Annotated in this window: 23 protein-coding genes; 9 read left to right on the top strand and 14 right to left on the bottom strand. The window is 68.8% G+C overall.

The annotated features are described in order from the left end of the window. The first annotated feature begins 74 nt into the window (after positions 1-74). The 5 genes from ACFY1L_RS08935 to ACFY1L_RS08915 all read left to right on the top strand — a co-directional run bounded on the left by ACFY1L_RS08935 (position 75) and on the right by ACFY1L_RS08915 (position 5485). Positions 75-1145, top strand: coding sequence for a fatty acid desaturase family protein (locus ACFY1L_RS08935; RefSeq protein ID WP_388820304.1), 1071 nt, complete (start codon positions 75-77; stop codon positions 1143-1145). Continuing rightward, on the top strand, positions 1132-2463 hold the full coding sequence (locus ACFY1L_RS08930; RefSeq protein WP_388820301.1) for an O-acetylhomoserine aminocarboxypropyltransferase/cysteine synthase family protein: 1332 nt from the start codon (positions 1132-1134) through the stop codon (positions 2461-2463). Before ACFY1L_RS08935 ends, ACFY1L_RS08930 begins: the two co-directional genes overlap by 14 nt. Next, the gene (locus ACFY1L_RS08925) at positions 2460-3185 is read left to right on the top strand and encodes a gamma-glutamyl-gamma-aminobutyrate hydrolase family protein (RefSeq protein WP_388820298.1); all 726 of its coding nucleotides are present in this window, start codon (positions 2460-2462) and stop codon (positions 3183-3185) included. Before ACFY1L_RS08930 ends, ACFY1L_RS08925 begins: the two co-directional genes overlap by 4 nt. Positions 3186-3203: 18 nt before the next feature. Further along, positions 3204-4373, top strand: coding sequence for a homoserine O-acetyltransferase (locus ACFY1L_RS08920; protein ID WP_388820295.1), 1170 nt, complete (start codon positions 3204-3206; stop codon positions 4371-4373). Between the two features lie 80 nt (positions 4374-4453). Beyond that, the gene (locus ACFY1L_RS08915; protein WP_388821150.1) at positions 4454-5485 is read left to right on the top strand and encodes an aminotransferase class I/II-fold pyridoxal phosphate-dependent enzyme; all 1032 of its coding nucleotides are present in this window, start codon (positions 4454-4456) and stop codon (positions 5483-5485) included. Positions 5486-5596: 111 nt separating this feature from the next. Here ACFY1L_RS08915 and ACFY1L_RS08910 read toward each other — a convergent pair whose 3' ends face one another. Together ACFY1L_RS08910 and ACFY1L_RS08905 are read right to left on the bottom strand one after the other, a co-directional pair. Then, on the bottom strand, positions 5597-6817 hold the full coding sequence (locus tag ACFY1L_RS08910; protein ID WP_388820292.1) for a phosphopantetheine-binding protein: 1221 nt from the start codon (positions 6815-6817) through the stop codon (positions 5597-5599). Between the two features lie 7 nt (positions 6818-6824). Beyond that, positions 6825-7763 carry an alpha/beta hydrolase gene (locus ACFY1L_RS08905; protein ID WP_388820289.1) on the bottom strand — a complete coding sequence of 313 codons (939 nt, stop codon included), beginning with the start codon at positions 7761-7763 and terminating at the stop codon, positions 6825-6827. Between the two features lie 283 nt (positions 7764-8046). Here ACFY1L_RS08905 and ACFY1L_RS08900 point away from each other — a divergent pair, with 283 nt between their 5' ends. Both ACFY1L_RS08900 and ACFY1L_RS08895 read left to right on the top strand, forming a co-directional pair. Beyond that, entirely contained in the window at positions 8047-9288 is a 1242-nt protein-coding gene (locus ACFY1L_RS08900) for an MFS transporter (protein WP_388820286.1), read from the top strand. Positions 9289-9316: 28 nt separating this feature from the next. After that, complete coding sequence (locus ACFY1L_RS08895; protein WP_388820283.1) at positions 9317-10090, top strand: SDR family NAD(P)-dependent oxidoreductase; 774 nt, start codon at positions 9317-9319, stop codon at positions 10088-10090. Between the two features lie 90 nt (positions 10091-10180). On the opposite strand, the gene ACFY1L_RS08890 is transcribed toward ACFY1L_RS08895, so the two are convergent. The 11 genes from ACFY1L_RS08890 to ACFY1L_RS08840 all read right to left on the bottom strand — a co-directional run bounded on the left by ACFY1L_RS08890 (position 10181) and on the right by ACFY1L_RS08840 (position 23082). Continuing rightward, positions 10181-11209 carry a C45 family autoproteolytic acyltransferase/hydolase gene (locus ACFY1L_RS08890; RefSeq protein WP_388820280.1) on the bottom strand — a complete coding sequence of 343 codons (1029 nt, stop codon included), beginning with the start codon at positions 11207-11209 and terminating at the stop codon, positions 10181-10183. Then, on the bottom strand, positions 11200-11817 hold the full coding sequence (locus ACFY1L_RS08885; RefSeq protein ID WP_388820277.1) for a GNAT family N-acetyltransferase: 618 nt from the start codon (positions 11815-11817) through the stop codon (positions 11200-11202). Before ACFY1L_RS08885 ends, ACFY1L_RS08890 begins: the two co-directional genes overlap by 10 nt. Positions 11818-11822: 5 nt before the next feature. After that, on the bottom strand, positions 11823-12086 hold the full coding sequence (locus ACFY1L_RS08880; protein WP_388820274.1) for an acyl carrier protein: 264 nt from the start codon (positions 12084-12086) through the stop codon (positions 11823-11825). Beyond that, complete coding sequence (locus tag ACFY1L_RS08875; protein WP_388820271.1) at positions 12076-13593, bottom strand: AMP-binding protein; 1518 nt, start codon at positions 13591-13593, stop codon at positions 12076-12078. Before ACFY1L_RS08875 ends, ACFY1L_RS08880 begins: the two co-directional genes overlap by 11 nt. After that, positions 13590-15575 (bottom strand): class I tRNA ligase family protein, encoded by a 1986-nt coding sequence (locus tag ACFY1L_RS08870; RefSeq protein ID WP_388820268.1) that lies wholly within the window; start codon positions 15573-15575, stop codon positions 13590-13592. The genes ACFY1L_RS08875 and ACFY1L_RS08870 overlap by 4 nt, the downstream gene beginning before the upstream one ends. After that, positions 15572-16639: an NAD(P)/FAD-dependent oxidoreductase gene (locus ACFY1L_RS08865; RefSeq protein ID WP_388820265.1), complete on the bottom strand. Its 1068-nt coding sequence runs from the start codon at positions 16637-16639 to the stop codon at positions 15572-15574. Before ACFY1L_RS08865 ends, ACFY1L_RS08870 begins: the two co-directional genes overlap by 4 nt. Continuing rightward, positions 16627-17946 carry a lysine N(6)-hydroxylase/L-ornithine N(5)-oxygenase family protein gene (locus ACFY1L_RS08860; protein WP_388821147.1) on the bottom strand — a complete coding sequence of 440 codons (1320 nt, stop codon included), beginning with the start codon at positions 17944-17946 and terminating at the stop codon, positions 16627-16629. Before ACFY1L_RS08860 ends, ACFY1L_RS08865 begins: the two co-directional genes overlap by 13 nt. Before the next feature lie 110 nt (positions 17947-18056). Then, a complete protein-coding gene (locus tag ACFY1L_RS08855; RefSeq protein WP_388820262.1) occupies positions 18057-19223 on the bottom strand; it encodes a saccharopine dehydrogenase family protein in 1167 nt (388 codons plus the stop codon). Beyond that, entirely contained in the window at positions 19216-20247 is a 1032-nt protein-coding gene (locus ACFY1L_RS08850) for a saccharopine dehydrogenase (RefSeq protein WP_388820259.1), read from the bottom strand. Before ACFY1L_RS08850 ends, ACFY1L_RS08855 begins: the two co-directional genes overlap by 8 nt. Positions 20248-20321: 74 nt before the next feature. Further along, entirely contained in the window at positions 20322-21473 is a 1152-nt protein-coding gene (locus tag ACFY1L_RS08845) for an acyl-CoA dehydrogenase family protein (RefSeq protein ID WP_388820256.1), read from the bottom strand. A 163-nt stretch (positions 21474-21636) separates the two neighbouring features. Continuing rightward, positions 21637-23082 carry a hypothetical protein gene (locus ACFY1L_RS08840; RefSeq protein ID WP_388820254.1) on the bottom strand — a complete coding sequence of 482 codons (1446 nt, stop codon included), beginning with the start codon at positions 23080-23082 and terminating at the stop codon, positions 21637-21639. 366 nt (positions 23083-23448) lie between these two features. On the opposite strand from ACFY1L_RS08840, the gene ACFY1L_RS08835 reads away from it, so the two are divergent. Continuing rightward, complete coding sequence (locus ACFY1L_RS08835; RefSeq protein WP_388820251.1) at positions 23449-24681, top strand: ATP-grasp domain-containing protein; 1233 nt, start codon at positions 23449-23451, stop codon at positions 24679-24681. Positions 24682-24736: 55 nt separating this feature from the next. Here the strand turns inward: ACFY1L_RS08835 and ACFY1L_RS08830 are convergent, their stop codons facing one another. After that, positions 24737-24913 (bottom strand): lysine biosynthesis protein LysW, encoded by a 177-nt coding sequence (locus tag ACFY1L_RS08830; RefSeq protein WP_361266953.1) that lies wholly within the window; start codon positions 24911-24913, stop codon positions 24737-24739. A 220-nt stretch (positions 24914-25133) separates the two neighbouring features. Between ACFY1L_RS08830 and ACFY1L_RS08825 the strand changes: the two genes are divergently transcribed. Continuing rightward, on the top strand, positions 25134-26345 hold the full coding sequence (locus ACFY1L_RS08825; RefSeq protein WP_388820248.1) for an acetyl-CoA carboxylase biotin carboxylase subunit family protein: 1212 nt from the start codon (positions 25134-25136) through the stop codon (positions 26343-26345). The last annotated feature ends 15 nt before the right edge of the window (positions 26346-26360 follow it).

The following is a 26360-nucleotide window of genomic DNA, read 5'->3' as shown; positions in this document are numbered from 1 at the left end:
TGTCCCTTCGGCGCGGCATGTCAACGAAATTCCGACCGGAAGAACCGCCACCGAGGTGGAGGCAAGGAGGGTGAGTGAGTACCGACACAACGACCTGGGCGTACACCGGCCGGCGATACACCATGTATCGCTTTCCGACCGACGTGGCACGCGACCTGAAGGCGCTGAACACGCCTGACAATTGGCACGCGTTGCTTGCATGGCTCGAGGACCTGGTGTGGATGGCCGGCTGTGTCCTGCTGTGCGTGTACGGCTCGTATTGGTTCTATCCCCTGGCAGCCCTCGTCATCGGCGCCAGACAGCGCGGCTTGTCCACGATTCTTCATGATTGCGCGCACGGGGTCGGCATATCGAACCGCAGGCTGCAGATGGCCGTCGGCACCGTGCTGACCGCATACCCGATCTTTCAGCAGCACTACGCGTACAAGGTGTCGCACGTCTACACGCACCACCCCCGCCTCGGCAGCCCCGATCTCGATCCCGACCTGCGCTTCTTCATCGAGCAGGGGGCCTACAAGCAGGACACGGCACCGTCGTACATCCGCCGGGTGGTGCTCATGCCGCTGTTCGGCTCGCAGACGTGGGCGTACATCCGCTATCTCATCCGCAATCGCTACCGGGTGCTCACCGGGGCGGCGGAGAAGTCGTCGGCCCCCGCGAATCCTGTGCAGCGTCGAAAGCGGATACTCGACGGGCTCGGCTTCTGGGCATTCTGGGCGACGGTTTCGGGAGTGGCCTGGCACGGAGACTGGTTCGTCGAGCTGCTGCTCTTCTGGGTCGTCCCCTACCTGACGAGCTTTCAGATCCTGGGCTGGTACATCGAGTTGTCGGAGCACACGCCTCTGGTGCGGGACTCCTCGGTGGACCTCTACATGACCCGCAACCGCAAGAGCCGCCTGTGGGAGCGACTGCTCACCGGGATCCACAACGACCACTACCACCTGGAACACCATCTCGACCCGCGTACGCCCTTCTACAAGCTGCCCCAGGCACGCGAGATACGGATGCGCGACCCGAAGTACGCCGAGGTGGACGCCCAGTTCGGCGGATTGTGGCACCCCGGTCCACAGGGCCAGCCCAGCGCGATCACCGCGATAGTCCGCTCCATGGTCCGAGTTGAGGAGGACAACGGTGTCCCGGTATGACGTACCCGCACAACGCAAGGCATTCCGTGCCGCGGAGACAGCGGCCATCCACGGCGGATACGAATGGCGGCTCGGCCTCACACCGCCGATCGTCACGCCGATCTTCCAGACCTCCGCGTACGAACTTCCCAGCACGGCCGACGCGGCCGGGATCTTCGACCTCCAGCAGGACGGACACGCCTACACGCGGCTGAACAACCCCACGTGCGATGTGCTCGAGGAGCGCATGGCAGCCGTTGAGGGTGCCGCCGCCGGGCTCGCCGTCGCCTCCGGGCAAGCGGCCATCGCACTCGCCCTGCTGAACCTGTGTCAGGCCGGGGACAACATCGTCAGCTCCAACGAGCTGTACGGCGGCACCTGGAACCTGCTCGCCAACACCCTCCAGCGGATGGGCATCGAGACCCGGTTCGTCAGTCCTTCCGACCCGAAGAACTTCGCCGCCGCCACGGACGAGCGCACGCGCTGCTACTTCGGCGAGACGCTGCCCAACCCGCGGCTGAGCGTGTTCCCCATCGAGGCCGTCGCCGAACTGGGCGAGCAGGCGGGCGTTCCGCTGATCCTCGACAACACGATGGTCCCGTACGTGTGCCGGCCGATGGAGCACGGCGCCCACATCGTGGTCTACTCCGCCACCAAGTACATCGGCGGGCACGGTTCGACCCTCGGCGGGCTCATCCTCGACTCCGGCCGCTTCGACTGGGACTTCCACGCGGAGCGCCACCCGCTGCTGACACAGCCGGACTCGGCGCACGGCGGCGTGGTGTGGACGCGTACCGGAAAGAACCTGGACAGTCCGCTCGGCCGGAGCAGCTATCTGCTCAAGGCCCGCGAGACCCTGATGCGTGACCTGGGTCCCTGCCTCAGCCCGTTCAACGCCTGGCTGCTGCTCCAGGGCATGGAGACTCTCCACCTGCGGATGCGTGCCCACGGGGAGAACGCAACCGCGGTGGCACGCTTCCTCCAGGCCCATCCCAAGGTCGGCGCGGTGCGCCATCCCAGCCTCGCCACCGGCGAGCAGGCCGAACTCGCCACACGCTACTTCGGGGAGAACGGCGGTCCGCTCGTCCAGTTCGAGCTGACCGGTGGACGCGAGGCCGGCTGCAGGTTCATCGAGTCGCTCCGGCTCGTCTCTCATGCGACGAACGTCGGTGACGTGCGCTCACTCGCCACCCACCCGGCCTCGACCACCCATGCCCAGCTGCCCGAGCAGGAGCAGCTCGCCGCCGGAGTGACCCAGGGATCCATCCGCCTCGCCGTCGGCGTCGAGCACATCGACGATCTGCTGGCCGACCTCGGTCAGGCCTTGGACCGCTCATGAACCGGCCGCTCGTCGCTCTCGCGTGCTCGGCCGAAACCTGGGACGACGTACGTCATGACGCGGTACGTCACAAGTACGTCGCCGCGCTGGAGGAGGTGGCCGAGTGCACCGTCGTCCTCGTCCCGGGGGACGGCCACACCTTCGCCGACCGACTGGACCGGTTCGACGGCCTGGTGCTCGGCGGCCATGAGACGAACGTCGCCCCGGAGCGCTACGGAGCGTCGGACGGGCCCGGCCCTTTCGACCCCGATCGCGACGCGCTCGCGCTCGCACTGATCCCGGCGGCCGTCGAGGCCGCCCTCCCCCTCTTCGGCATCTGCCGGGGACTGCAGGAGCTGAACGTCGTCCACGGCGGCACCCTGCGCACCCTCGAGTCGGGGACTCACCGCGAGGACCTCTCGCTGCCCCGGGACGAGCAGTACCTCCCCGCACATGAGATACGGATCGTCGCGGGCGGAACGCTGGACGAGCTGACCGACCGCATCGGTTCGGCGCGGGTGAACTCTCTCCACGGCCAGGCCATCGACCGTCTGGGAGCGGGACTTCGGATCGAGGCCGAAGCTCCCGACGGTGTCGTCGAGGCGGTGGCCGTCACCGACGGCCACCCCTTCGGGCTCGCCGTGCAGTGGCATCCCGAGTGGTACGCCACCACGGACGGGCTGTCGAGGAGGATCTTCCACGCTTTCGGTGAGGCTGCCCGGAAACATGCGGCGGGCCGCTGACTTCTGGAGGACAAGAACTTGAACGCGTTTCCCGTCATCGAAGACCGCAGGGCTGCCACCTCCGGCCTTCCCGCGTCTCTCAGCCGTCACCTGAAGATCGCCACTCTCTTCACCCCGGACCGTCCGCTCATTCTGGAGTCGGGCCGTTCGCTCTCCCATGTGCAGGTCGCCTACGAGGAGTACGGGACCCCTGCACGCCACCACGACAACACGGTGTTCGTCTGCCACGCCCTCACCGGGGACTCGCACCCCGCACGGCATGACCCGGACGACATACCCGGGTGGTGGGACGTGATGGTCGGTCCGGGCCGGCCGATCGACACCGACACCTTCCACGTCGTGAGCGCCAACGTCCTGGGCGGCTGCGCGGGAACGACGGGCCCCCTGTCTCCGGGGGAGACCGGCCGCCCGCTGGGCCCTGACTTTCCCGAGATCACGGTCTCGGACATGGTCACCGTGCACCGGGCACTCCTCGCCCATCTCGGCATCGATCGCCTGCACTCGGTGGTCGGCGGCTCGATGGGCGGGATGCAGGCGCTGGAGTGGCTGCTGCGGCACCCCGGCGACGCGGGGCGCTTCGTTCTCATCGGGACGGCGCCCCGTCTCACCACCGACGGTCTGGCGGCCCACGCGGTCGGCAGAGCGGCGATCCGCTCCGACCCGCAGTTCGACGGGGGCCGTTACGCGGACGGCCTCTTCGGGGCGGGCCCCCGGCAGGGCCTGGGTATCGCGCGGATGGTCGCCCACCTCACGTACATGTCTCCCGAATCACTGGAGACCAAGTTCGGGCGCGCCGTCCAGACCGGCCGCGAGCCCACCGGTCCGGCGCACGGCCGCTATGCCGTCGAGCGCTATCTCGAGCACCAGGCCGGCAAGTTCGTGGCCCGTTTCGACGCCAACAGCTATCTCCATCTGACGACCGCGATGGACCGGTTCAGCGCCTTCGACCGCCCGCACGGCCTCACACCGGACCACGACCCCGCGGTCCACGTGTTCAGCTTTGCCTCGGACCGGCTCTTCGGCAGCGACATCACCACCGAACTCCTGGTGCAGCTGACGGCCACCGGCCTGACGAAGGTCACCCACTACCGGGACACCGACTCGCCGGCCGGCCATGACGCCTTCCTGCTCAACGTCCCAGGATATCTGCGGGAGATGAGAGCCGTTCTCGCGCCGGCTGTCGTGTGACGCCGTACGCCCCCAGCAATCCGATCCTTCATCCGCAACGTCTGTAGGGACATGCCTTGATCGACAACGCGCCGACAGTAGTGAACACACAGGGCGGGGACCTGAGAGGCCTCCGCGACAGGGAGTATCTGGACCTGGGAACCTGCGTGAACCGCTACGGCCCTCCTCCTGTCGTGGAAGCCGCACTGCGGTCCATCAAGCCGGAGCATCTCCTCGCGCACCCCTACGGATCCGAGGAGAGCTTCACCGAGGCCTATGCGCACTTCATGGGGACGTCGCCGGAGCAGCTGATACCCGGGCGCGGGATCACCGAGTTCATCCGCGTCCTCGCACAGCTTCTCCCCACGGAGCAGGTCGCGGTCGTCACGCCCGACTACACCGACACCATCCGGTGGTTCCCCACGCATCTCGACCCTCCGTCGGGGACCGTGGAGACGCCCCAGTCGCGCCTGGAGCGCGTGGACTTCGGGATGCGCAACCATCCCTACGTCTTCCTGTCCAACCCGAACAACCCGCTGGGCTTCTATCTGCACCGGGACGACCTGGTGGAGATCTGCCGCGCCAACCCGGACTCGGTCCTCATCGTCGACGAGGCGTACATCGAGTTCCTGCCCGAGTACGCCGAACTCTCGATGACGCAGACCGGTCTGTCGAACGTGGTGGTGCTGCGCTCCCCGAACAAGTTCTTCGGGATCGCCGGCACCCGTACCGGGGCCCTGTGGACGCTGAACTCCGAGATCCACCGCAAGGTGGCCGAGCGCAAGCTCAACTGGACGCTCTCCTACGTCGACGTCGCTCTGGCGACCGCCGCGCTGGCCGACACCGAGTGGGCCGACCGCACCCGGTCCGCCCTGCTGACCAACGCCCTCGGCCTGGAGGAGATCATCGGCGACCGGTTCCCCGGTCTGGTGCGCGGTGTTCCCGTCCACTACCGCTTCATCGCCACCGAAGACCCCATCGAGGCGTACCAGTTCTTCCTCGACCACGGTGTGGCCGTGCGGGCCTTCGACGGGAAGCAGCCGGGGCGCGTCTCCGGTCTGCGCATCACGGCACCCACCGCCACGGAGCTGGCGAACCTCAGGGATTCGATGACGCAGTTGTCGTACGCGTGAGCGACGCCGCCACCGTCCTCGACGGTGGCGGCGTCCTGTTTCTCTTTGTCCCGGTCGACACGTAAGGGCCGGGGGCGTTTCCGCCCCCGGCCCTTACGTGTCGGTCGTGTGCTACGCGGTGGCCCGCCTGCGCTCCTCGACCAGCACGGCGAGATCCGCGACGGTCGACGAGCCGATCAGCTCGCTCATCTCCACGCTGACCGAGGTCTCCTGGAGGATGCGGTACTGCACACCGACCGTCTGCAGTGAGCTCGCGCCGAGCTCGCGCAGGGTCCGCGTCCCGACGTCCTCGGGCTCGGGCAGCTGCAGAACCTCCCGGACCGTGGTCTGCAGCCACGACAGCGTGGTGGGGTCGGCGCCGACACTCTTCTGCACTTCGGTGACTCCTTCGTGGGTTGGCCGGGGACGGTCTGCCCGCAGCAGGACGCACATCCGCAGCCCGGACACGCTCGATGCCAGCAGGTAGAGCCCGCCCGGACGTACGGTGCCGGCCGACTGCCGGTCGACCAGGTTGATCAGCGGATCCGCGGCGAAGCAGTGTCCGACCCTGGTGATGTTCGAGGTGTCCAGCTGGGACTGGGCGAACCCGGCCTGGACTTCCTTCATCGTCACGATCGGCAGAAAGATGTTGTTGTGCAGCAGGCCGTCGATCTCCTCGACGGCGATGCCGGCCCCGGCGAACAGCCGCTGGTTGGCCGCCTTGGCCAGATCGGCGCTGATCTCGGTGCCCCTGCCCATCGAGGCCGGGTCCTGGGCGTGCGCGTCGGCGACCCACTCGTAGGACTCCAAAGCGCCGTCCACCCGCTGCGAGACCAGGCAGGCGGCCGCGCCGTCGCTGAACAGGGCGAAGTCGGCCAGCCGCGCGGATTCGTCGGCCACCGCGTCGGTGGTGATCACCAGCACGGTCCGGTGGCGGCCCGCGGCGACCATCGTGGCGGCCGTCTGCAGACCGGTGAGCAGGGTCGCGCACCGGTTCAGTGTGATCCCGGTGACCGGAACGTCGTCGAGCCCAAGCCCGCGCAGGACCGACGCGATCAGCTCACCGTGGGCCCCGACCTCGCCGGGAAACGTGGTGGAGCACAGCACCATCGCGTCGACCTCGCCCGGCTCGACGCCTGCCGCGCTGAGGGTCAGGCGGCCGGCTCGTACGGCGAGCGTGGCCGTGTCGAGTTCCGTACGGTGCACAGTGCCCCAGCCCCACATCCCGGCATCGGGCACCATCCGCCGCTCGTCGACGAGTTCGGCAAATCCCTTGATCTCGGTGTGGTCCATCGAGATCTCGCCGAGCACATACCTCGGCGCGCGCAGAACCACGCGGTTGGTTTCAGCCATTTTCATGTCATCCCAACCGTCGGCGCAGGAAATCGGCGATCAGGCGCATGGCGTTCCTGGACGTCTCGAGCACGGCCGACAACTGCAGAAACCCGTGCGGCAGGTTCTTGTACGGGTGGAACTCCACCGGCACACCCGCACGCGAGAGCACATTCGCGTATTCCTCGCCCTCGTCGTACAGCGGGCAGTACTCGGCGGTCATCAGCAAAGCCGCGGGAAGTCCGCTGTGGTCGTCCGCCTTGGCCGGTGAGGCATAAGGCGATTCACCGTCGGCGGGGTCGGCGAGGTAATGGTCCCAGAACCATTCCGACGAATGCGCGTTGAAGAACATCGGATCGACGTTGTCCTGCATGGACTGCGTCGTGGCGTCATTGCGCGTCGGCGGGTAGACGAGCACCTGGGCGGAGATCTCCGGCCCGCCCTTGTCCCTGGCCATCAGGGCCATGACCGCGGCGAGATTGCCGCCAGAGCTGTCTCCCGCGACGCCTATACGGGCCGGGTCGGCGCCGAGCTCGGACGCGTGCTCCCCCACCCACTTCACGGCGGCGTAGCAGTCGTCGATGGCCGCAGGGAACGGGTGCTCGGGTGCCAGCCGGTAGCCCACGGACACGACCACGCAGGGAGTCAGGCTGGCCACCGCGCGGCAGATCGCCTCGGACGTGTCCAGGGAGCCGACGACGAAGCCGCCGCCGAAGAAGTACACCACCACGGGAAGCGGACCGTCGCTCTCGCTCTGCGGGCGGTACGCCCTGAGCGTCAGCGGACCCGTCGGACCGTCGATGTCGAAGTCGAATACCTCTTTGGGTTGTTCGACCCAGTCCCAGATCTCGGCTTCGGTCTCCCGATCCGCTACCCGGGCCCGGTCCACCGACATGGTGTAGAGCGGTGTGAATCCGGTGGCGACCCGATATTCCCTGATTCCCACGTAGATCGGATCAAGCGGCATTCAAAATCCCCCAGTTCCCAGGGCTGCATCAAGAAAATCCGGACCAGCATCGAGGGTGGCACGGCCCCGCACCGCGCCGGGGTAACCGAGACGCTTAGCCGCAGCGGGGAAAGGTCAACGCGATGTGTCCCCGTGAATGAACTTGTCGGGGACGCGCATGACGTCGGCGGGTCGTAGCGTCCATTTCGCCGGGAGGAAACGCAAGAAAAGGAGCCACGTTGTCCAACAATGTCGTACCCACCAGCAGGCGGCCCTCGGCCCACCGGCGTACCGGGTCGGTCGAGTGAGTACCACGGCGTCGGACCGGTCGAGCGTCGACAAGCCGCGCTTCCGTGACACCTTGCGGAGCCTGCCCCGCCGGGTCTGGGTCATCAGCCTCGGCAGCCTGATCCTGAACGCCGGCAGCTTCCTGCCCTCGTTCATCGTGCTCTATCTGACCGGGCGCGGTTACTCCGCCGGGGCCGCCGGGCTCGTGCTCGGTGCGTCCGGTGTGGGCAATGTGCTCGGCAACGTCATCGGCGGCTACCTCACCGACACCATCGGCCGGCGCGCGGCCATCCTGCTGTCCGTCGTGGCCACCGCGGGCCTGACGGCGCTCGTGCCGTTCGTCGATCCGCTCGCGCTCATCGTCGTGGTGGTCGGACTCATCGGCCTGGTGTCGCAGATCCACCGGCCGGCCATGGCCGCGGTGCTGGTCGACTCCGTGGCGGCGGACCAACGGCTCGCCGCCTTCGGCGTGTTGAGGTTCGCCCAGAACATCGGCGTCGCCCTGGGCGGCGCCGTCGGCGGCGTGGTGGCCAGCATCTCCTATGTGGGGCTCTTCCTCGGAGAGGCCGCCGCGCTCCTGCTGTTCGGCCTGATCGTGACGGTGCTGCTGCGGGACGCGCCGAAGGCGCAGTCCGACGCCGACGACGAGGAAACACAGGAGGATTCGGCGGTCGGGTACCGGCAGGCGCTCGGCGACCGCACCCTGGTGCGTTTCCTGCTGATGGCCGTGTTCGCCATGTTCGTCTACATCCAGACCACCGTCGGCCTGCCCCTGCACGTCAGCGACGTGGGCATGAACGCGCGCGACTTCGGTCTCCTGATGGCGCTCAACGGCCTGGTGGTGGTGCTCTTCGAGCTGCCCCTCATCAGCGTGGTCTCTCGGTACCGGCCGCACCATGTCCTGGCCGTCGGCAACCTGTTCACCTGCGTCGGTCTCACCCTGACCGGGTTCACGACCGGCATGGGCCTGCTGGCGGTGACGGTGCTGATCTGGACGTTCGGCGAGATGGTGTACTCCTCCATCGCCCAGGCCCATCTGGCGAGTCTGACCCCGCCGGGCCTGATCGGGCGCTACCAGGGGCTGTACGGCGCCGCGTACACGATCGGCACGGGCGCGGGGCCGATCGTCGGCGGTGCCGTCTACGCGTTCGCACCCTGGGCTCTGTGGACCATGGTCGGCGTCCTCGGGCTGCTGAGCGCCCAGCTCTGTCTGCGGCTGCGCCGCCCGGACGACGCGGTGGCCGCCGCGCATTCCTGATAGTTCGACATGTGACAGGAGAGAACCAGTGAGTGACTTCGAAGGACTCGTGGCGATCGTTACGGGCGGCGCCCAGGGAATCGGTCTGGCCACGGCGAAACTGCTGACCAGCAGGGGCGCGAAGGTCGCCGTCCTCGATCTCAAGACGGAAGGCCTGCCGGACGACGTCTTCGGCGTCCAGGCCGACGTCGGCGACGACGCCCAGGTCGAGGCTGCCGTGGAGGCCGTGGTCGAGCGGTTCGGCCGCCTTGACATCGTGGTGAACAACGCCGGCATACCCGCGGTCGGCGATGTCGCCACGAACAGCTCCGAGGAGTGGCTGAACGTCCTGAACGTCAACGTGGTCGGCATGGTCAGGGTCGCCCGGTACGCCCTGCCGCACCTGCGCCGCTCGCCCGCCGCCGCGATCGTCAACACGTGCTCGATCGTGGCTTGGGCCGGACACCAGACGCGCACGCTGTACTCGGCCAGCAAGGGTGCCGTGTACTCGCTGACCCTGGCCATGGCGGCGGACCACGCCCGCGAGGGCATCCGCGTCAACTGTGTCGCGCCCGGCACGGCGGACACCCCGTGGGTGGAGAATCAGCTGCAGGGGACGGCGGACCCGGAGGCGGCCCGGGAGTCGCTGCTCAAGTTCCTCGCGCCGGGCCGTCTGGTGACGGCCGACGAGGTGGCCGGCGCGATCGCCTACCTGGCAAGCCCGTTGTCGAGCGCGTCCGTGGGCATGATGCTCGCCGTGGACGGCGGCCAGCACAGCCTGCGACTGCGGCCGCAGGACCAGCATCACCTCATCGGCCGCTGAGCGTCCGCACCCACCGAGTCGAAGCATTCGGCCCCGGGACCGTGTTCACGGTCCCGGGGCCGAACCCGTATGGCACAGAGGTGTCAACTGCTAACGCAGGCAGTGGACCTGCTCCGGCACAGCGGACGGGTCGCCCGGCCACAGCCGCATCTCCCCCAGATCCGGGCGCAGTATCACGGCCGCAACGGTCCGCTCGCGTCGGATGTCGCCGTTGTCCGGCACGAGGATCGGCGGTGTCGACAGGAGCCGGTGATGGCCCGCGGTGTCGCTCGCCTTCGGGATGCCCGCCTCGCGAACCGTCTCCAGACGCCGCCTGGACGAGTTCTTGGCGAAGATGTTGATCTCGTCCCGTTCGGCGAAACCGGCGTCCAGGAAGTGGTTCGTGTGCGCCAGCTCATCGCCTTCGAGAACGCTTCGCTGCGAGCCCAGGGCCTCGACGCACACGGTCCGGTCCGCGCCGCAGATCATGAACGACCGCGAGCTGGCCAGCGGCAGCTCGCGCAGCGTCTCGACGGCCTGGTCGACCGTGTCGGCGGTGTCGAGAACGTGCCGGATCGCCAGGTACGGCGGCACTCCCGGCTCCCATTCACCGCCGAGGACGAGGTTGATGCCCACGGCGATGCCGGCGTCGTTGACACCGAGGTAGCCGAGGAGACCGGCGAAGCTGAGCACCAGGGAGCGGTGGCGCGGTCCGGAGACCGCGAGGACGGCGATCTGGTCGTCGAGGTTCCCGTTCAGGTCGACCGTCTGCGCCAGCACCGGCTCGCCCAGGACCGAGGCGTAGGTGGTGCAGTCCCCGGCGGTGACACGGCTGTAGCCCAGCAGTTCGCGGCGCAGCTGCAGCAGCCAGGCCGCGTCGCGGTCGACTCCGGCGCCGGCGGCGAGGCCGTCGATCTCCTCGGCGAGGTCCGGCAGCGCCCTGGTGACGACCTCACGGTGGGCCGCGATGTCCGGCCGCAGCGAGTCGAGGTCGACCGGGCGGTCACCGAGGTGGCCGAGGCGGGCGAGCGAGTCGTCGAGAAAGCCGCGGAGCCGTCCGGCCAGCGCGCGCCCGTGGGTGAGGCCACGGGCGCGCGGCGGGCCGGACAGCTCGAGGAGCGGCACACTGTTCACGCGCACGGGTTGACAGCCTTGCCGAGCCGGCCGAGCTGGTCCTCGACCGAGGGCCATTCGGCGCGGAGAACCGAGTAGTAGATCGCGTCGCGCCGCCTGCCCTCGGGCATGGGGTTGAAGCTGCGCATGACGCCTTCCTCGTACGCACCGATCTTGCGGAGTCCGGCACGGGCCTGAGCGTTGAGGACGTCGGTCTTGAACTCGACACGCTCGGCGCCCAGGACGTCGAACGCGTGCTGCAGAAGCAGGTACTTGGCCCAGCGGTTGATGCCCTTCCCCTGGAAGTCGACTCCGAGCCAGGACCAGCCGATCTCCAGCCGCCCGTCGGCCTCGCTCAGGTTGCCGTAGCTGGAGCTTCCGGCGACCTGTCCGGTGCCCCTGTCGACGATGATGTAGACCGCGCGCTTGCCACTGTGCTGGTCAGCGAGCATGGCGTCGAAAAACTGGTCAAAATCAGCGTCGCTCTCGACACGGGAAACGAAGTACGTCCAGATCCGGTCGTCGAATGCGATCTTGCGAAGTGGTTCACGGTCATCCTCCGAGATCGGGTGGAGTTCGACGTGCTCGTTCTCGAGGGGCGCGGAGGCGTTCTCGCTCCAGGCGGTGCGGGTCAAGGAACTCATCCCTTCTGGGGGGCGTGGGGCCGCAGGGCGTCGACGACATTGCCGAGGGTGCGCATACGGGCGAGGTCGTCCTCGGTGAAGTTGTCGAGGCCGACGTCGGCAGCCTTGCACAGGGAGGTCAGGAACAGGACCTTGTTGAGCGAGGTGATCCCATAGGTCTCGACGAGGTCCTCGCCGAGGTCGAGGCCCGCGGGGTCAGGATGGTCGCGCAGCACCTGGGAGAGCTTCTCGCGGGCCAGGGTGTCGAGGTCAGTGGGCATGGATGCCTGCCTTCGGGTTGTCGATCCGGTCGCGGTAGCGGTCCGCGATGCGCTTGCGGATCGGTTTGAACTGAGAGGTGAGAAGCCCGTTGTCGACGGTGAACGGTTCATCGGCGACGATCACGCGGGTGATGCGCTCGTCGCGTTCCGAGGCGGTGTTGACCGAGGCGAGAGCCTCGGCGATCGCGGCGGTGTCGACCGGGCCGGCGTGGGGGGAGACGACGGCGACCAGTCCGGCCGGGCTGGGGTGGTAGAGGACGCATTCGGCCACCGCGCCGGTGTCACGGAAACGTGTCTCGACGGGCCTGACGATGATCTTCTTGGCGTTGTCGAGGACGATGACGTCGTCGGCGCGTCCGAGGATGTACAGGAATCCGTCCTCGTCGAGCCGGCCGAGATCCCCGGTGCGGACGATTCCGCCCGGCCGGAACATGCGCTCACTGTCGCCGGAAGCGGCGTACGTGTAAGCGGTGTTGACCGGGTGGTCGCTGCGGACGCAGACCACACCTTCGTCGTCGATGACGATCTCTTTGCCGGGGAGTGCCCGGCCGACGCTGCCTTCACGGTGGGCGCCGGGGTGGTTCTTGGTGGCGATGCAGGTTTCGTTGAGGCCGTAGCCCTCGTAGATCGCAAGCCCGGCCTCGCCGTAGAACCTGAGTGTCGCCGGGTCCGCGGGAGCCGAGCCCGTCCACAGGTAGCGGATGCGGTCACCGAAGAGTTCGGCGGCGGCCTTGGCCGGTTCGATGCCGTCGGCGAGCCTGCTCTCGAGGTGTCGTCTGGCGGTGTCGAAGAAGGCGGGGACGCCCATGACGACGGTGGGGCGGACGGTCGGCATCACGGCGAAGACGGACTGATAGGTCGTGATCGTGATGTCGTGGCCCCAATACAGCGCCGAATACAGCCAGTAGCGCTGTTGGAGGAGCGAGAGGGGCAGGAAGGTCAGGATGTCGTCGCCCGGCCGGTGCTCGAACAGGCTCTGAACGGCGTGCAGGGAGGAGTCGATGCTGCCGACGGTGGCCTCGAGTCCCTTGGGGACTCCGGTGGAGCCGGACGTGAACTTGACGGTGGTGCACTCCGTCGCGCCCCACGCCTCCGGCTCGAACGTCTCGGTGGCCTCCTCGGCGTGGCCGGCGACAGCCGAGATCGGCATGACCCGGGACGGGGCGTCGTCGGGCAGCCGGACGTCGGTGTAGAGGACGTCGAGGCCGTAGCGCTCGATCAGTTCGGCGTCGGGGCTGAACTTGCCGGGCTCGAAACCCGCGGTCTGTGCCTTGAGCATGAGCGCGGCGAGGTCCAGCAGCACCCACTCGAGCCGGTTGGCCGAGAGGATGCCGATGCGGTCGCCCGCGCCGATGCCCCGGCGGCGCAGGGCTCCGGCGACGGCCCTGGCCCGGTCGTGGAACTCGGCCAGCGGCACGGTGGTGCGGTGGCCGAGGCCGGTGACGGTGAGGGCACCGTCGTGGGAGGGCCTGGTGGCGATGATGCGGTTGATGATCGATTCGGTCATCGCTGCTCGTCGGTGCCGAAGAAGTGGGTGCCCGAGAGGGTGCAGCGGCTGCCGGCCTCGACCAGGTCGGCCGTGTCGGGCCAGGTGTCGATCGCCGGGATGCCGAGGGCGGCGGCCAGCTTGGCCGAGAAGCGCGGCATCAGGGGAGCCGAGGCGGTGGCGAGGAGGCGGGCCGCGGCCAGTTCGAGAGCGAGCGCGGTGCGGGCCTCGGAGCTCCATCGGCCGTCCTGCGCCAGGGCGGACTGCTGACGGGAGAAGGCACGGACGTCGGTGACGATGCCGTCGAGCGCGGTCGCGGCGGCCGTCAGCGAGAACCCTTCTGGGCTGAGCGCGGCGGTGACCTCGTCGAGTCGTATCGACAGGCGCGCCAGGAAGGCGGTGTGCTCGGTGGTCCAGGTGCCCGCGTCGGGGACGACGCCGTCGAAGTGACGGTCGATACGGTCGCCCAGGCCGACGAGCCACTCCTCCCACTCGCCGACGAGCGTGTCCGCACGGGCCCGGTCGAACTCGGCGCGACGGAAGTCGGTGCGCTCGGCTTCGGGGCGGGTGCGGGAGAGGTAGTAGCGGACGGCGTCGACGGTGTCGGGAGTGAGGATCTCCTTGCCCCAGATCGCGTGCCGCCGGCTGGTGGAGAACTTCTGGCCCTCGAGCAGATAGAACTCGTTGACGTGGTAGTCGACGTCGGGGTTCCACTCGGGGTGGGCCAGCCGGTAGAGCACCGGGTACAGAATCGAGTGGTAGAAGCTGTTGTCGTAGCCGAAGAAGTGCACGATCTTCCAGTCCTTGGAAGGCTCCTCCTTCGACCACTCCTCCCCCAGGCCGGCGCCGAGCCGTTCGATGCCGTGGAGGAAGCCGTGGCTCATCTCCGGCCAGACCCAGATGACCTGGCCGCTCAGGTCGTCCTCGGCAGGCCGCACTCCCCAGTCGGAGGGGTGGGAGACCGGCAGGTCGAGCGTCTTGCGGGCGAAGACCCGCTGGGCCAGTTCGCGCAGGCGGGCCGGGACACGGCCGAGCTTGTGGTGGTCGGCGACCGTGTCGGCGAACTCGTGCAACGGCAGCGTGTAGCGCTCGACTTCGGCGTTCTTCGGCGCGGCGCTGCTGAGGCGGGAGGTCGGATCGACGAGGTCGGCGACGAGGTTGGGCTCGCCGCACTCCTCGCAGATGTTGCCGCCGGTGCCGTGGGAGCAACTGGGGCAGGTGCCGCCGACGTTGACCTCGTAGAGGTAGTCGCCCGTCTCGGAGTCGAGAAGGGCGGGCGTGGCCTTGGGGCTGATCTGCCCGGAGTCGACGAGCCGGGTGAAGTAGCGCTGGAGGCCTTCGCGGTAGCCCTCGTCCGCGCTCGTGACGTAGTACTCGTCGACGCTGATGTCCATCGCCTCGAGCGTCGCGGCGATCTCGGCCGAGAAGTGGGCGGCGACCTCGGCGTTCGTGGTGCCCTCGCGGGCGGCGACGGCGGTGACATAGCTCTGGAAGTCGTCACTGCCGGTCAGGTGCCAGGCCTGGTTGCCGATGAGGCGCTGGTAGCGGACGTAGACGTCCGCGCCGAGGTAGGGGCCGGAGAGGTGACCGAGGTGAAGGTCGCCGTTGGGCGTCGGAGGCGTGGAGAACACGAACTGGGGACGGTCGGTGTGGTTCGCACGGATACGCGACGTGGCCGAGGCACGGGCGCGGGCCGAGTCGCGCCAGTACTGGGTGAAGAAGACCAGGTCCGTCTCGCCGGTGTTGGTGATGATGTGCGACTCGAACGGCTCGAAGAGCACCACGGTGCCGGTCGGGGCCGGGTAGCTGCGGCCGTCTACGGTCAGCTCGCCCGTACCGGCGACGATGACGAAGAACTCGGTCTCGTCGTGCCGGTCGGTGCGCGAGGAGGCACCGGGGGCGACTCGGCCCCAGCCGGCACCGACACCGAGACCCTCGACCGAGGACATCTCGATGCCGAAGGCTTCGGACAGTTCGGATTCGCTGTACTGGTTGAGGATCATGACTGCCTCTGTAGTGGCTGGGAGATGGGTCCGGTCGGGGTGAGGTCCAGGGCGGCGACGGTCTCGGCGGCGATGGCGGGAGCCAGGCGGTAGCCGGAGCCGTTGGCGGCTCCGGCGAAGACCAGGCCGGGCCGCAGCTCGGCGACGACGGGCTCGCGGCGCGGGCTGTACGCGTCGCAGAAGACCCGGCCCGAGGTGCACCGGGCCACCAGGCCGGGCGCGAAGCGGCCCAGGACGGCCCGGGCGTCCTCGAGGTCGGACTGCTCCAGGACGAGGTCGACGTCGTCGGGGGCGACGTCCCAGCGGTCGCAGGTGTAGCTGAACAGGTAGTGGCCGCGCTCGTGGAGCGGCAGCAGAAAGGCGTCCTCGTCGTGGAAGATCGTGAGCGGGTCGTCGGGCGCGGGAGACGATTCGAGATGGGCGGCGACGACCTTCTTGACGCGCAGGCCGAGCGGGGCGACCAGTTCGGCCCAGGCGGGGTGCGCGAGCCACGGGCCGGGGGCCAGGACGACCCGGCGAGCGAGCAACTCGCGCCCCTGGCCGAGGCTGAGGCGGTGGTGCTCGCCGTCGGAGGAGAGTCCCGTGACCTCGGTTCCCTCCAGAACGGTCACCTGGTCGCGCAGCCCGGCCAGAACGCGCCCCGCGACTGCCCGGACGTCGGCGTAGTGGCACCCGTCCAGCTGCCACGCCCGGGCGCCCGGCGGGGCCGACCAGCCGCGGGCCGGGTCGGCCGGGGCGGTCTCGTCACCGAGTCGCAGGTATGTGGTGGAGAGCGCGTCGGCGTCGCCGGCCGCGACGACCGTCGCGTCCAACGCACGTATCGGCAGGCCGAGTTCGGCGGCCAGGCGCTCCCAGACACGCTGGGAGTGCTCGGACATGGACCTGACGCGCTCGGTCGCACCGCGCGGGAAGTGGACACCGGCCGAGCGGCTGGAGGCGCCCTGGCCGATCAGGCCGCGTTCCAGGACGGCGACGGTCGCGCCGGGGAACGCCGCGACCGCCTCACGGGCGATGAGCGCGCCGATGACTCCGCCGCCGACGATGGCGAGGTCTACGCCGTCCACTGCGTGCCCCTTCCGTTCTTGGCGGACCAGTCGATGAACGACATCGCCAGCTCGGGAGCGCTGCAGCCGCGCAGGCGGTTGGCGATGCGCTGGGCCCGCCAGGCGTTCAGGCTCAGGTTGACGTCGGGCAGGCCGCGCTGGCCGCGCACCGCGTTCTGCACGAAGATCTTGCGGTCCGGCGGGCCGTCCCAGGAGATCGCGAAGTCCTCGTCGACCCGGAACTCGCCGTTCGCGGTCTCGATGCGGTCCATCAGGGGCTCGAGGAACGGCTTGGGCGCGGAGCGGAAGCCGGTCGCCCACACCACCGCGTCGACCGGCAGGCACTGGTTCTGGCCGGACTCGTCGTTGTGGCGCAGCGTCACCTCGAAGGTGCCGTTCGCCGTGCGGTCGGCGGAGACGACGGACCGGTTGGGCAGCAGCCCGAATCGGTGCTCGTCCCGTTCGATGAACTGGAGCCGGTACAGCTGCTGGTAGATCGCCCGCAGGGTCGACTCGGAGATCCCGTCCGAGCTCAGCAGATGGGCCGAGTTGAGCTCGGCGCGCTTGGTCTCGGAGAGCCGGTAGAAGTACTCGGAGTACTCCGGCATGTAGAAGTCGTTGGTGAACGTCGAGTCGTCGATCGGGAAGTAGTTGCGGCGCCGGGAGATCCAGGAGACCCAGGCCGGGCGCTCGGACTCGGGCCGCGAGATGAGGTCGAGGAACGCCTCGGCGCCGGACTGGCCGCCGCCGACCACGGCGACCCGCTTGCCCGCCAGGTTCTTCGCGTGCCGCAGGTACTGGCTGACGTGGAAGTGCCCGGAGCCCAGGTGCGGTTCGGCGAACTCGGGCACCCACGGCACGGTGCCGACGCCCACCGCGATGTTGTCGGCGGTGACCTGGCGGCGGTCCGTGGTGACCCGGAAGACACCGTCGAAGTCGACCCGCTCGACGGTCTCGGAGAAGACCACGTTCTCGTTGGTCTCGGCCGCCCAGGCCAGGTAGTTGCGGAACTCCGGCCGCGGCACCTCGGCGAACTGGGCGTTGAGGAAGTGGTACATCCGGCCGTGCTCGTGCAGATACGACATGAACGAGAACCGGTTGGTGGGGTCGGACAGGCTCACCAGGTCCTTGAAGATCGACACCTGGAGCGTCGCACCGGTGATCATCTGGTCGTCGTGCCAGGTGAAGTTGGGCTTGCGGTCGAAGAACAGGTTCGGCTGCTCGGCGTCGCCGTGCAGCAGCGCGGCCAGACTCAGGTTGGCTGGTCCTGCGCCGATACCGACGAGCCGGAGGTGACTGTTCTGCTCGGCGGCACCGGACGCCGTCATTGGCTTCGGTACAGGTCCCACGTCAGGTCCTTCCTGTGGAGGTGCAGGCTGTTGAGCCCGTTTCGCGACGCCTTGGCGAGGTGCCGTCGGTGTCTGGCCGTAGGCCGGGATCAGTGCTGTCGTTCCTGGTCGGTGGTCTGGAGAGTGCAGGTCAGGCCGGAGAGGGCGAGCCGGTCGAGCCAGTCGCCCGCCTCCCGGGTGTCGGCGGCGGCCCGGTGCAGGCCGGGCGGCAGGGCCCCGGCGAGGACGCGTTCGATGCCACGGGCGGCGGTGACCGAGACGCACCGGGCCATCGCGGTGTCGGTGTCGTCGCCGGTCACGTCGAGCCGGTAGCGGCCGGCCCAGTGCCGGCCGTCGCCCTCGACCTCCAGGCCGACGGTGAGGACGACACGGTCACGGTCGGTGTCGGTGGTCGGATACCGCTCGGCCAGTTCGTCGGCGAGCGCGGCGAGGCGGTCGCGATCGCCGGCGGCGACGGTGTCGAAAACGCTCTTCCACGCCGCCTTCCACCCCTGTGGACGGAGCGTGCCGCGGACGAAGGCGTCGGTGCTCCAGCCCTCGGGGAAGCCGTACTGCCCGATGAAGCCGACGCTGTCCCGGTTGGGATAGACCTCGAAGACCTCACCGTCGAGCACGAGTTCCTCGGTGGCCTCCCAGGACCGCTCGACCTCGCGCACCTGGCCGTCGCGTACGTACCGGGCCGGGGCGGTCAGGGCGGTCAGCACGCCCAGCGGGGCCCAGCTGAACCGGTAGCGGAACTCGTTCGGTTCGGCGGGGATGCCCCCGCAGTAGGAGGTCAGCGAGACGCGGTCGGCGCGGTCGCCGACGGCTTCGCGCGCCCGGGCGACGAGCAGGTGGGTCATGAGGTGGTCGATGCCGGGGTCGAGTCCGGCTTCGGTGAGGACCACCAGGCCCTTCGCCCACGCCTCCTTCGCCAGTTCCTCGATCTCGGGCGTGGTGTAGCTGGTGCAGGCGAAGTGGGCTCCCGCGTCGATGGCGGTGCGCAACAGGCCGGGGTGGTGGCCGGCCGGGAGCATCGAGACGAGGACGTCGCCGGGACGCAGCGTGGCTGCGAGGTCGTCGCGGTCAAGGCCGCGTGTCCGCACCGGAGTTCGCGGGGCGAGCGTCGCGAGGCGGGCATCGGCGCGTTCACGGGTGCGGCCCCACAGGACGACGTCGGCCGCCTGGCCGAGGAGGTCGAGTCCGCTGCGGCCGGTCGACAGACCGGTGCCGACCCAGTGGACGGTCCCGCTGGGCCGGATGGGAAGGTCAGACATCTTGGAGACCCGTCTCGCTCAGGGCGGTGTGGAAGGCTCGGCGGCTGCGTTCCCAGCAATCGCCGTCGGGCAACTGCGGCAGCTGCAAGGCCAGTTGGGCGGAGAAGTCGTCACTGGCCTCGCGCGGCAGCAGGGAGGGGAGGTTGTCGATGGCGATGACCTCGAGCCCGTCGGCGACGGCACGGACCGGCTCGTCCCAGCCGGTGAGGCGGTCGTAGACCGGCAGCAGATGGGTGGGGCCGCCGACGTCGCAGGTCACGTCGACGATGAGCGAGAGGCGGCGGTCTGCTCGCAGATGCTCGGGGGCCAGGAAGGGCTCGCCGGGTTCGGTGAGCTGGACCGCGTTGATGAGGATGTCGTGGTCGAGAATCGCCTCGCGGTCGAGGTCGGCGGTCTCGGCCAGATCCCACAGGGTCGCCTCGATGCCGGTGCGTTCGAGAGCGGCCCGGGCACCCTGGCCGCAGCGTCCGCGCGCCCCGATGACGAGCACGCGCGGCGGCCGCGCGAATGGGCCGAGGAAGGTGTCGAGCACGTCCTTGGTGGTCGGCCGCAGCGGACGGTCGAGCTCGCCGGTCCAGTGCCGGACCGCCAGCGCGGCGCCGACGTAGCCGGCCCAGTGGCCGAAGGCGGCGAGGCGTCGCCCGTGGGCGTCGGTGAGGTACTCCAGATCGAGGATCTCGCCGCCTCCGGTCACGAAGCGGCCCAGGAGTTCCCGAGCGCCCTGCTGGCCTTTGTAGGCGTGCGCGAAGTACAGGTGGCGGCCGTCGACGGAGGCGGTGTCCTCCGGGAGGGCCTTGAGCCCGAGGACGCAGGCGCCGGCGGGTGCTTCGGTCCAGGAGCGGGCGGGAACGGACCGGGCGCCGGCGTCGAGGTAGTCCGCGATCGGGTAGCAGCGCACGGACGAGTGCTCGACGGTCACCTGCGCGCCCTGCTTGACGAGCGTGGCGGTGTCGGCAGGGGTCAGTGGGGTGCGTTGCTCGCCGGGGTGGGTCTCGGCGCGCAGCCACAGGTGTGGTGGCGTCATGGGTGGCTTCCCTTGTCGAGCACGGGGATACGGGTGTTCGTGGCGGGCAGCGGCCGCCCTGTCGGGGCCGTCCTTCACAGGGCGTCGGCGATCGTCATCTCGATCACTTCGGACGATCCCTCGTAGATGCGCAGGGAACGGATCTGGCGGTAGAGCCGCTCCATCGCGCTGCCGGCGACGAGCCCGGCGGCCCCGAAGATCTGGACGGCGCTGTCGACGATCTCGCCGGCGGCCTCGGTGGCGTAGAGCTTGGCGGTCGAGGAGTGCTTGGCGTGGTCGCGGTCGAGGTCCATCGCCCAGGCGGCGCGGGCGGTCAGCAAGGAGGCGGCCGAGAGCTTGACGTCCATGCCCGCGAGAGAGGACCTGACGAGCTGGAGGTCCGCGAGCCGCCCTCCGTACGCCTTGCGGGTACGGGCATGGTCGCGTGCGAGCCCAAAGGCGCGCCTGGCGAAGCCGATCGCGGCGGCGGCCACGGTCGCACGCGCTCGTTCGAGTACGTCGAGCGCGACCACGAGGCCCTGGCCGCGCTCGCCGAGCACGGCCTCGGGGCCCACCCGGACGTCCGTGAAGGTCAGTTCGGCCCACGAGCGGGGCGCGATCGCGCCGATGGGCTCGGCCTTGAAGCCGGGGTCGCCGCAGTCGACGAGGAAGGTGGTCAGGCCCAGCGGGCCGGGACCGTCTCCGGTGCGGGCCAGGACGACACACACGTCGGCGATGTCGCCCTGCGCGATCCAGGTCTTGGTTCCGTTGAGGACGAATCCGTCCCCGTCGGGGGTCGCCTCGAGCACCGCGGCGGCGAGGTCGGAGCCCGCGCCGGGCTCGGAGACGGCCAGCGCCCCCGCGCTGGACCCGTCGGCCAGGCCCGGCAGGTGGCGGCGGCGCTGCCGGTCGGTGCCGTGGCGGGTGATCGCGGCGGCGGTGAGCTCCTGGATCGAGTACGTGAAGTCGGCCAGGTCCTCGTGGTACGCCAGGGCCTGGCGCCTGAGGCAGAGGGACCTGAGGTCGGAGTCGGGCCGGTCCGGGTCGAGGTGGCGCAGCCAGCCCGACCCGCCGAGTTCGGCGAGCATGGCCCGGCCGGCGGCGGCCGGGTCGGTGATGTCCAGGCTCGCCCATGCCTCGGCCCGGTCCGCGCACCATTGCCCGATCTCGTCGGCGAGAGCGCGGTGCGCGTCGTCGAAAAGCGGCAGGGTGAGGACGTCGGGATCGAACACTGCGGAGAGACTCATCGTGATCCTCACTCGGATGGTCAATTCGGCGACCGGCTCGGGAATGCATGGAATGGGCTCGAGCCGATCGCTCAGGTCGACTTCGACGTATGCGGTGAAAGGCCGTCTGCCGCGTTGAATGGACGCTACGGCCACCCCGGCATCAGGTGCGTCCGCGACAAGTTCATCCGCCGGGATGCATGGCGGTTACGGTGCTCCCTTGGGACTGCGCGTGGTGTTTACCCGACGCGACATGAAATCCGGACCCGAGGAGTACTCCGCGGTCGAGGTTGAGCACCGCGATGTCCCCGTCCGCAGGGGCGCAACGGGTCAGCAGCCCCCCGTATCCGGACGCCATCAGGATGACTCCCCAGTTGACGATCCAGGGCTTGGTGCCACCATCCGGATCCGGAAAGAGCTCGGGTACGGGGTGGATTCGACGCTGCAATACATAGGGGCCGTCAAGGGCCTCGAGCAGCAGCTTGCGCCATTCTTCAGGAGTGACCTCCGGCGACCAGCCGGGAACGACACCCTGACCACCGTGCAGCAGAGTGGGCTTGAGGATGAGTTCGTGCTGATGGGCCACTGCGTAATCCAGCAGCGAGCTTTCGGTTCCGTCCTCCGGAGTGACGCCTGTGGAGGTCACCGAGGAAGTCCAGGGAAGCAGCCGGTCGATGACATCCAGTTCTTCGTCCGAGAACAGCTGCCGGTGCGCGCGATCGGAGAGCATGGCCAAGGACGCCTTGCTTCCGTACAGCTCCGACTCCAGCGAGGTGAACATGCGTACCTCGCCGGCTTCCAGCGCTCCGAGCAGGGGCTCCAGCAACGCATCGGTGTCGTCGTCGAGCAGGTCCTCCATCATGAACTGGCGGTAGACGACGTCGACCGGACGGTCACCCAGCCACAGCTTTCCGTCCCGCCTCTCGAGCTGCCCGACGTGACACGGGTACGCCTCCAGGCCGTGCTCTTTCCACACCCTGACGAGAGCGGTCAGGTACCCCTCCATCTCCTCGAGGTTCGAGGGCCATTCGGTCAGCGCGACGACGGGGCGGTCGTCGGGCGCGCATCCCGTCTCCTGCCGCATCGTGCGGATCTGCTCCGCCACCGTGTCGACGTACTGGAGCTCTTCCTCCGCGGCGAACCGGCTGAACTCGGGGTCGGCCAGGATTCCACGGCATACGTCCCCGCCGTCGAATCCGATCGTGCTCCCCATGTTGAACTCCATGACGCGGAAACCCGACCGGTCCAGGAAGAGATCCGCTCGCCCCATGCCGGTCAGGGAGTTCGGCACAGCGGCGGACTCGCGCTCGACGGCACGTATCTGCGCCTTCTCCATTCCGTTCGCACGGGCGAAGGCGGCGATGTCCCCGTCGAACAGAACGTGCGGGAGGCGATAGAGCGCGCCACGCAGCACTTCCAGGTCCCGGGTCAGCCGATGGATCTCTTCCGCGGAGAGGAACACCGGACGGAGTGCGTATTGCCCTCTGGTGAACACACGAATGAACTCGGTGTCGTGCACCGGGCGCAGAACTCGCCGGAACTTCTCCAAGTACCTCTCGGTCAGCGCGTGGTCGCGTGACATCTTCCGTAACTCCCCTCCGCCAGGGATTTTCACCCAGGTCGACGCCAAGAGTGGCACGGTCGGGCCACGTGACTCCTAAGCGAGATGCGTAGTTGCGGCGGAGGGAAGTCAACGCGATGCGCCCTCACGCATGAACGTGCGTGCCAAGTAATCGTTGTGCGTAGACGATTCACCGTTCCGTACGCCTGGTGCGTCGTGGTGAATACGTCTTTTGTTGACGCGCGAGACACGGGTGAGTTCCTAGGTTGACTGTGCCGCCCGATTGATTGAGCGCCTTCGCTACGGAGGCCTCATACGAATGTGTGCCCGGCCTTTCCGAGTCCGTCGAACTCGGCCGTGCAATACGGGTGTTCACCCAGCCCAGAATGGGAGTGACTGACGATGTCAACAGACCTCGGTACCCGAACGAAGCGAGTGGCGATTGTCGACGCCTTCTCGACAGGGAGCCTGCTGCCGGCCGTACTGGACCGGTACGGCATCGAGTGGGTGCATGTCCGCACGCCCAACCCCGACATCCTCCTGTCGAGCGCCCCTGACACCTTCCTCGACGAATTCCGGCATTCCGGCGACGTCGCGGCCACGGCGGACGTACTGCGGGGGCACGAGGTCACCCATGTGATCGCCGGCCAGGAAGCGGGTGTCGAACTGGCCGACCGGCTCTCCGCCGAACTCGGCACCCCCGGCAACGGGATGAGCCGGCCGACGGCCCGGCGCAACAAGTACGAGATGGGCCTGGCCCTGCGCGATGCCGGCCTGGCGCACGCGGCCGGCCTGGTGTCGGCCGATGCCGACGAGATCATCGCGTGGGTCGAGGAGACGGTGGGCTATCCGGTCATCCTGAAACCGGTCGCCAGCTCCAGCACGGACAACGTGGTGGCATGTTCGTCCCCGGAGCAGGTGCGCGCCGTCCACGACAAGATCATGAGCAGTACCGACCGTCACGGGATGCCCAACACCACCGTGCTCGCACAGGAGTTCCTGGCAGGGGACGAGTACTTCGTCAACACCGTCAGCCGTGACGGCAGCCACCACACCGTCGAGGTCTGGCGCTACTACAAGACGCGCCTCCCGGGCGGCAACATCATCTACGACTACAACGAGCCGCTGTCACCCGACGATCCGGTCGCCAGGGAACTGGAGGCCTACACGCACCAGGTGCTCGACGCCCTGGAGGTGCGCAACGCGGCCGGTCACACCGAGGTCATGATGACCTCAAGGGGACCGGTGCTCGTCGAGAGCGCCGCGCGCATGGGCGGTGGCCAGGTTCCGGACATCTACAACCGCCTCTTCGGCACCAACCAGGTGGAGCTGCTCGCTCTGTCCGTGGCGCGGCCGGAGGAGTTCGACCGCCTGCCCACCACCGCGTACCAACTGCTGCAGCACCACCGTTTCGTGCATCTCATCAATCCGCGGCAGCACGGCGTCATCCCGTCGCACGAGGCGATGGCCGCCATCCGCGCGCTGCCGTCCCATGCCTTCACCGTCATGAGGCATCCGGAAGGCCAGTCGCTTCCCCCGACGATCGATGTCGCCACACAGCCGGGCTACGTGTTTCTCATCTCCGAGGACCCGGCGCAGCTTCTCGCCGACTACCGGACGCTGCGGCAGATCGAACAGGACCACCTCTACGACGGCGGCCCCCAATAGGGCAGCGAGCGCGACGCGGCGGGTCGCGCTCTTGCCTTGATCGTCCTGGTTGCGACTACTCGCCCCAGTCCTCCTCGACCTCGGGCGCGAGGGCGAGCACCGTGGGGCTCAGCGCCACGATCTCCAGCTCGCTCCGGCAGCCCACGCACTCCAGAATCTCGTTGAGCCGCACCGAATCGCCGATCTGTACCGACTCCTCGCACTCCGGGCAGGCCTGCAGGGTGGTGGTCATGTGACGGTTTCCTTTCACTCGGTAGACCCTTGGTCGACCGGACGACACAACCGGTCTGCCGCGTCGAATAGGACGGTACGCCCGCGCCGGCGCCGCGAGAGTCCGCGACAAGTTCATTCGCGGGGACACGGTGCGTTGACCTCTCTCACGTGCGACTGAACATCTCGCTTACCCCGGCGCGGCCCCTCCCGCGCCATCACCCAGCCCTGGAGGTCACGGCGTGAAGTCCGTACTCATCCTCTCCAAATGGAATGCCGGCGGTGTGGCCCCGGCCGTCGAACGGCTGCGCGCCCGCGGTCTGCGTCCGGTACTGGTCTCCGACCTTCCCGACGACCGCAACCGGGCCGCATGCGACGACCATGTCCTGGTCGACTGGGACGGCGCCGACCTGCCCACGCTGGCCTCGCGGCTCGAGCGGCGCGACATCGAGCCCGTCGCTGTCGTCAACATGCTCGAGGCGTTGATGCCGTGGCAGATCTCCCTGGCCACGCACTACGGCCTTCCGGGCGCTGACGCCGGCCGCCACGTGCTGCTCAGCAAGACGCTGGTCCGGGAGCGCATGCGTGCCCTGGGGCTGTCCGGCATCCGCTTCTCCGGCGATCCGGCGGAGGTCGACTTCTTCCCCGCCGTCGTCAAGCCTTCCGGCGAGTCCGGGGCCTCGCGGCTGGTGCGCCGGGTGGACGGGCCCGACGAGCTTCGCGCCTACCAGAGACATCTGGCCGAACTCGGCCTCTCCGACACGGAGTTGATCGTCGAGGAGTATCTGCCCGGTACCGAGTACACCGTGGACGGCCCCGTCGTCGCCGGCCGCTTCCATCCGATCCTGGCGGGCGAGAAGCCCGACCTCGACGAGAGCAGGCACCACGACGCGGGGATCAACCTCCATCCGCCCCAGCAGGAACACGTGCGTGCCGGTGTGCGGGTCCTTGCCGAGGCGATCAGCGCGCTCTGCACGGATCTCGGCCTCGACCAGCTCTGGCTGCACGTCGAGGGCCGGAGCACCGAGGAGGGCCGGACGGAGCTCGTGGAGATCAATCCCCGGCCCGGCCGCGGCATGCACTTCCCCACGGTGCACAAGCCCGGCGGGATCGACCCGATCGAGGCGTTCATCTCCATGTCGCTGGGCGAGTTCACCGTGGCGCCGGAACAACTGGAGCCGGTTCCCGACCTGCCGATCACCGGCCTGGTCTACGTGGAAGCAGACGAGCTCGGCACCGTGGAGATCAGCACCAGTGCGGACGACCTGCGTGAACTGCCGGGCGTGGTCGACGCGGACGTCGTCGACGGCTACCAGGTCGGCAGCCTGGAGCAGGAGAACTTCTTCCTCGGTTTCACGGTCACCGCCGACTCCTTGCCCCAGTTGCGGGCCCGCGTGGCGAGGGTCATGGGCACGCTCGACTACCGCATCACGGCGCCACCAAGGACAACGTGAAAATGAGCCTCTTCC

This window comes from Streptomyces sp. NPDC001663 (genome assembly GCF_042893105.1).
Lineage (GTDB): Bacteria > Actinomycetota > Actinomycetes > Streptomycetales > Streptomycetaceae > Streptomyces.
The sequence above is the reverse complement of the archived record's forward strand: the minus strand, read 5'-3'. Positions and strand labels throughout refer to the sequence as shown.

Excerpts from the sequence above, each read along its gene's own strand:
- ACFY1L_RS08925 (WP_388820298.1), top strand. The coding sequence starts at position 2,460 with ATGAACCGGCCGCTCGTCGCTCTCGCGTGCTCGGCCGAAACCTGGGAC.
- ACFY1L_RS08910 (WP_388820292.1), bottom strand. The coding sequence starts at position 6,817 with ATGGCTGAAACCAACCGCGTGGTTCTGCGCGCGCCGAGGTATGTGCTC.
- ACFY1L_RS08905 (WP_388820289.1), bottom strand. The coding sequence starts at position 7,763 with ATGCCGCTTGATCCGATCTACGTGGGAATCAGGGAATATCGGGTCGCC.
- ACFY1L_RS08880 (WP_388820274.1), bottom strand. The coding sequence starts at position 12,086 with ATGCCCACTGACCTCGACACCCTGGCCCGCGAGAAGCTCTCCCAGGTG.
- ACFY1L_RS08875 (WP_388820271.1), bottom strand. The coding sequence starts at position 13,593 with ATGACCGAATCGATCATCAACCGCATCATCGCCACCAGGCCCTCCCAC.
- ACFY1L_RS08870 (WP_388820268.1), bottom strand. The coding sequence starts at position 15,575 with ATGATCCTCAACCAGTACAGCGAATCCGAACTGTCCGAAGCCTTCGGC.
- ACFY1L_RS08860 (WP_388821147.1), bottom strand. The coding sequence starts at position 17,946 with ATGACGGCGTCCGGTGCCGCCGAGCAGAACAGTCACCTCCGGCTCGTC.
- ACFY1L_RS08855 (WP_388820262.1), bottom strand. The coding sequence starts at position 19,223 with ATGTCTGACCTTCCCATCCGGCCCAGCGGGACCGTCCACTGGGTCGGC.
- ACFY1L_RS08850 (WP_388820259.1), bottom strand. The coding sequence starts at position 20,247 with ATGACGCCACCACACCTGTGGCTGCGCGCCGAGACCCACCCCGGCGAG.
- ACFY1L_RS08845 (WP_388820256.1), bottom strand. The coding sequence starts at position 21,473 with ATGAGTCTCTCCGCAGTGTTCGATCCCGACGTCCTCACCCTGCCGCTT.
- ACFY1L_RS08830 (WP_361266953.1), bottom strand. The coding sequence starts at position 24,913 with ATGACCACCACCCTGCAGGCCTGCCCGGAGTGCGAGGAGTCGGTACAG.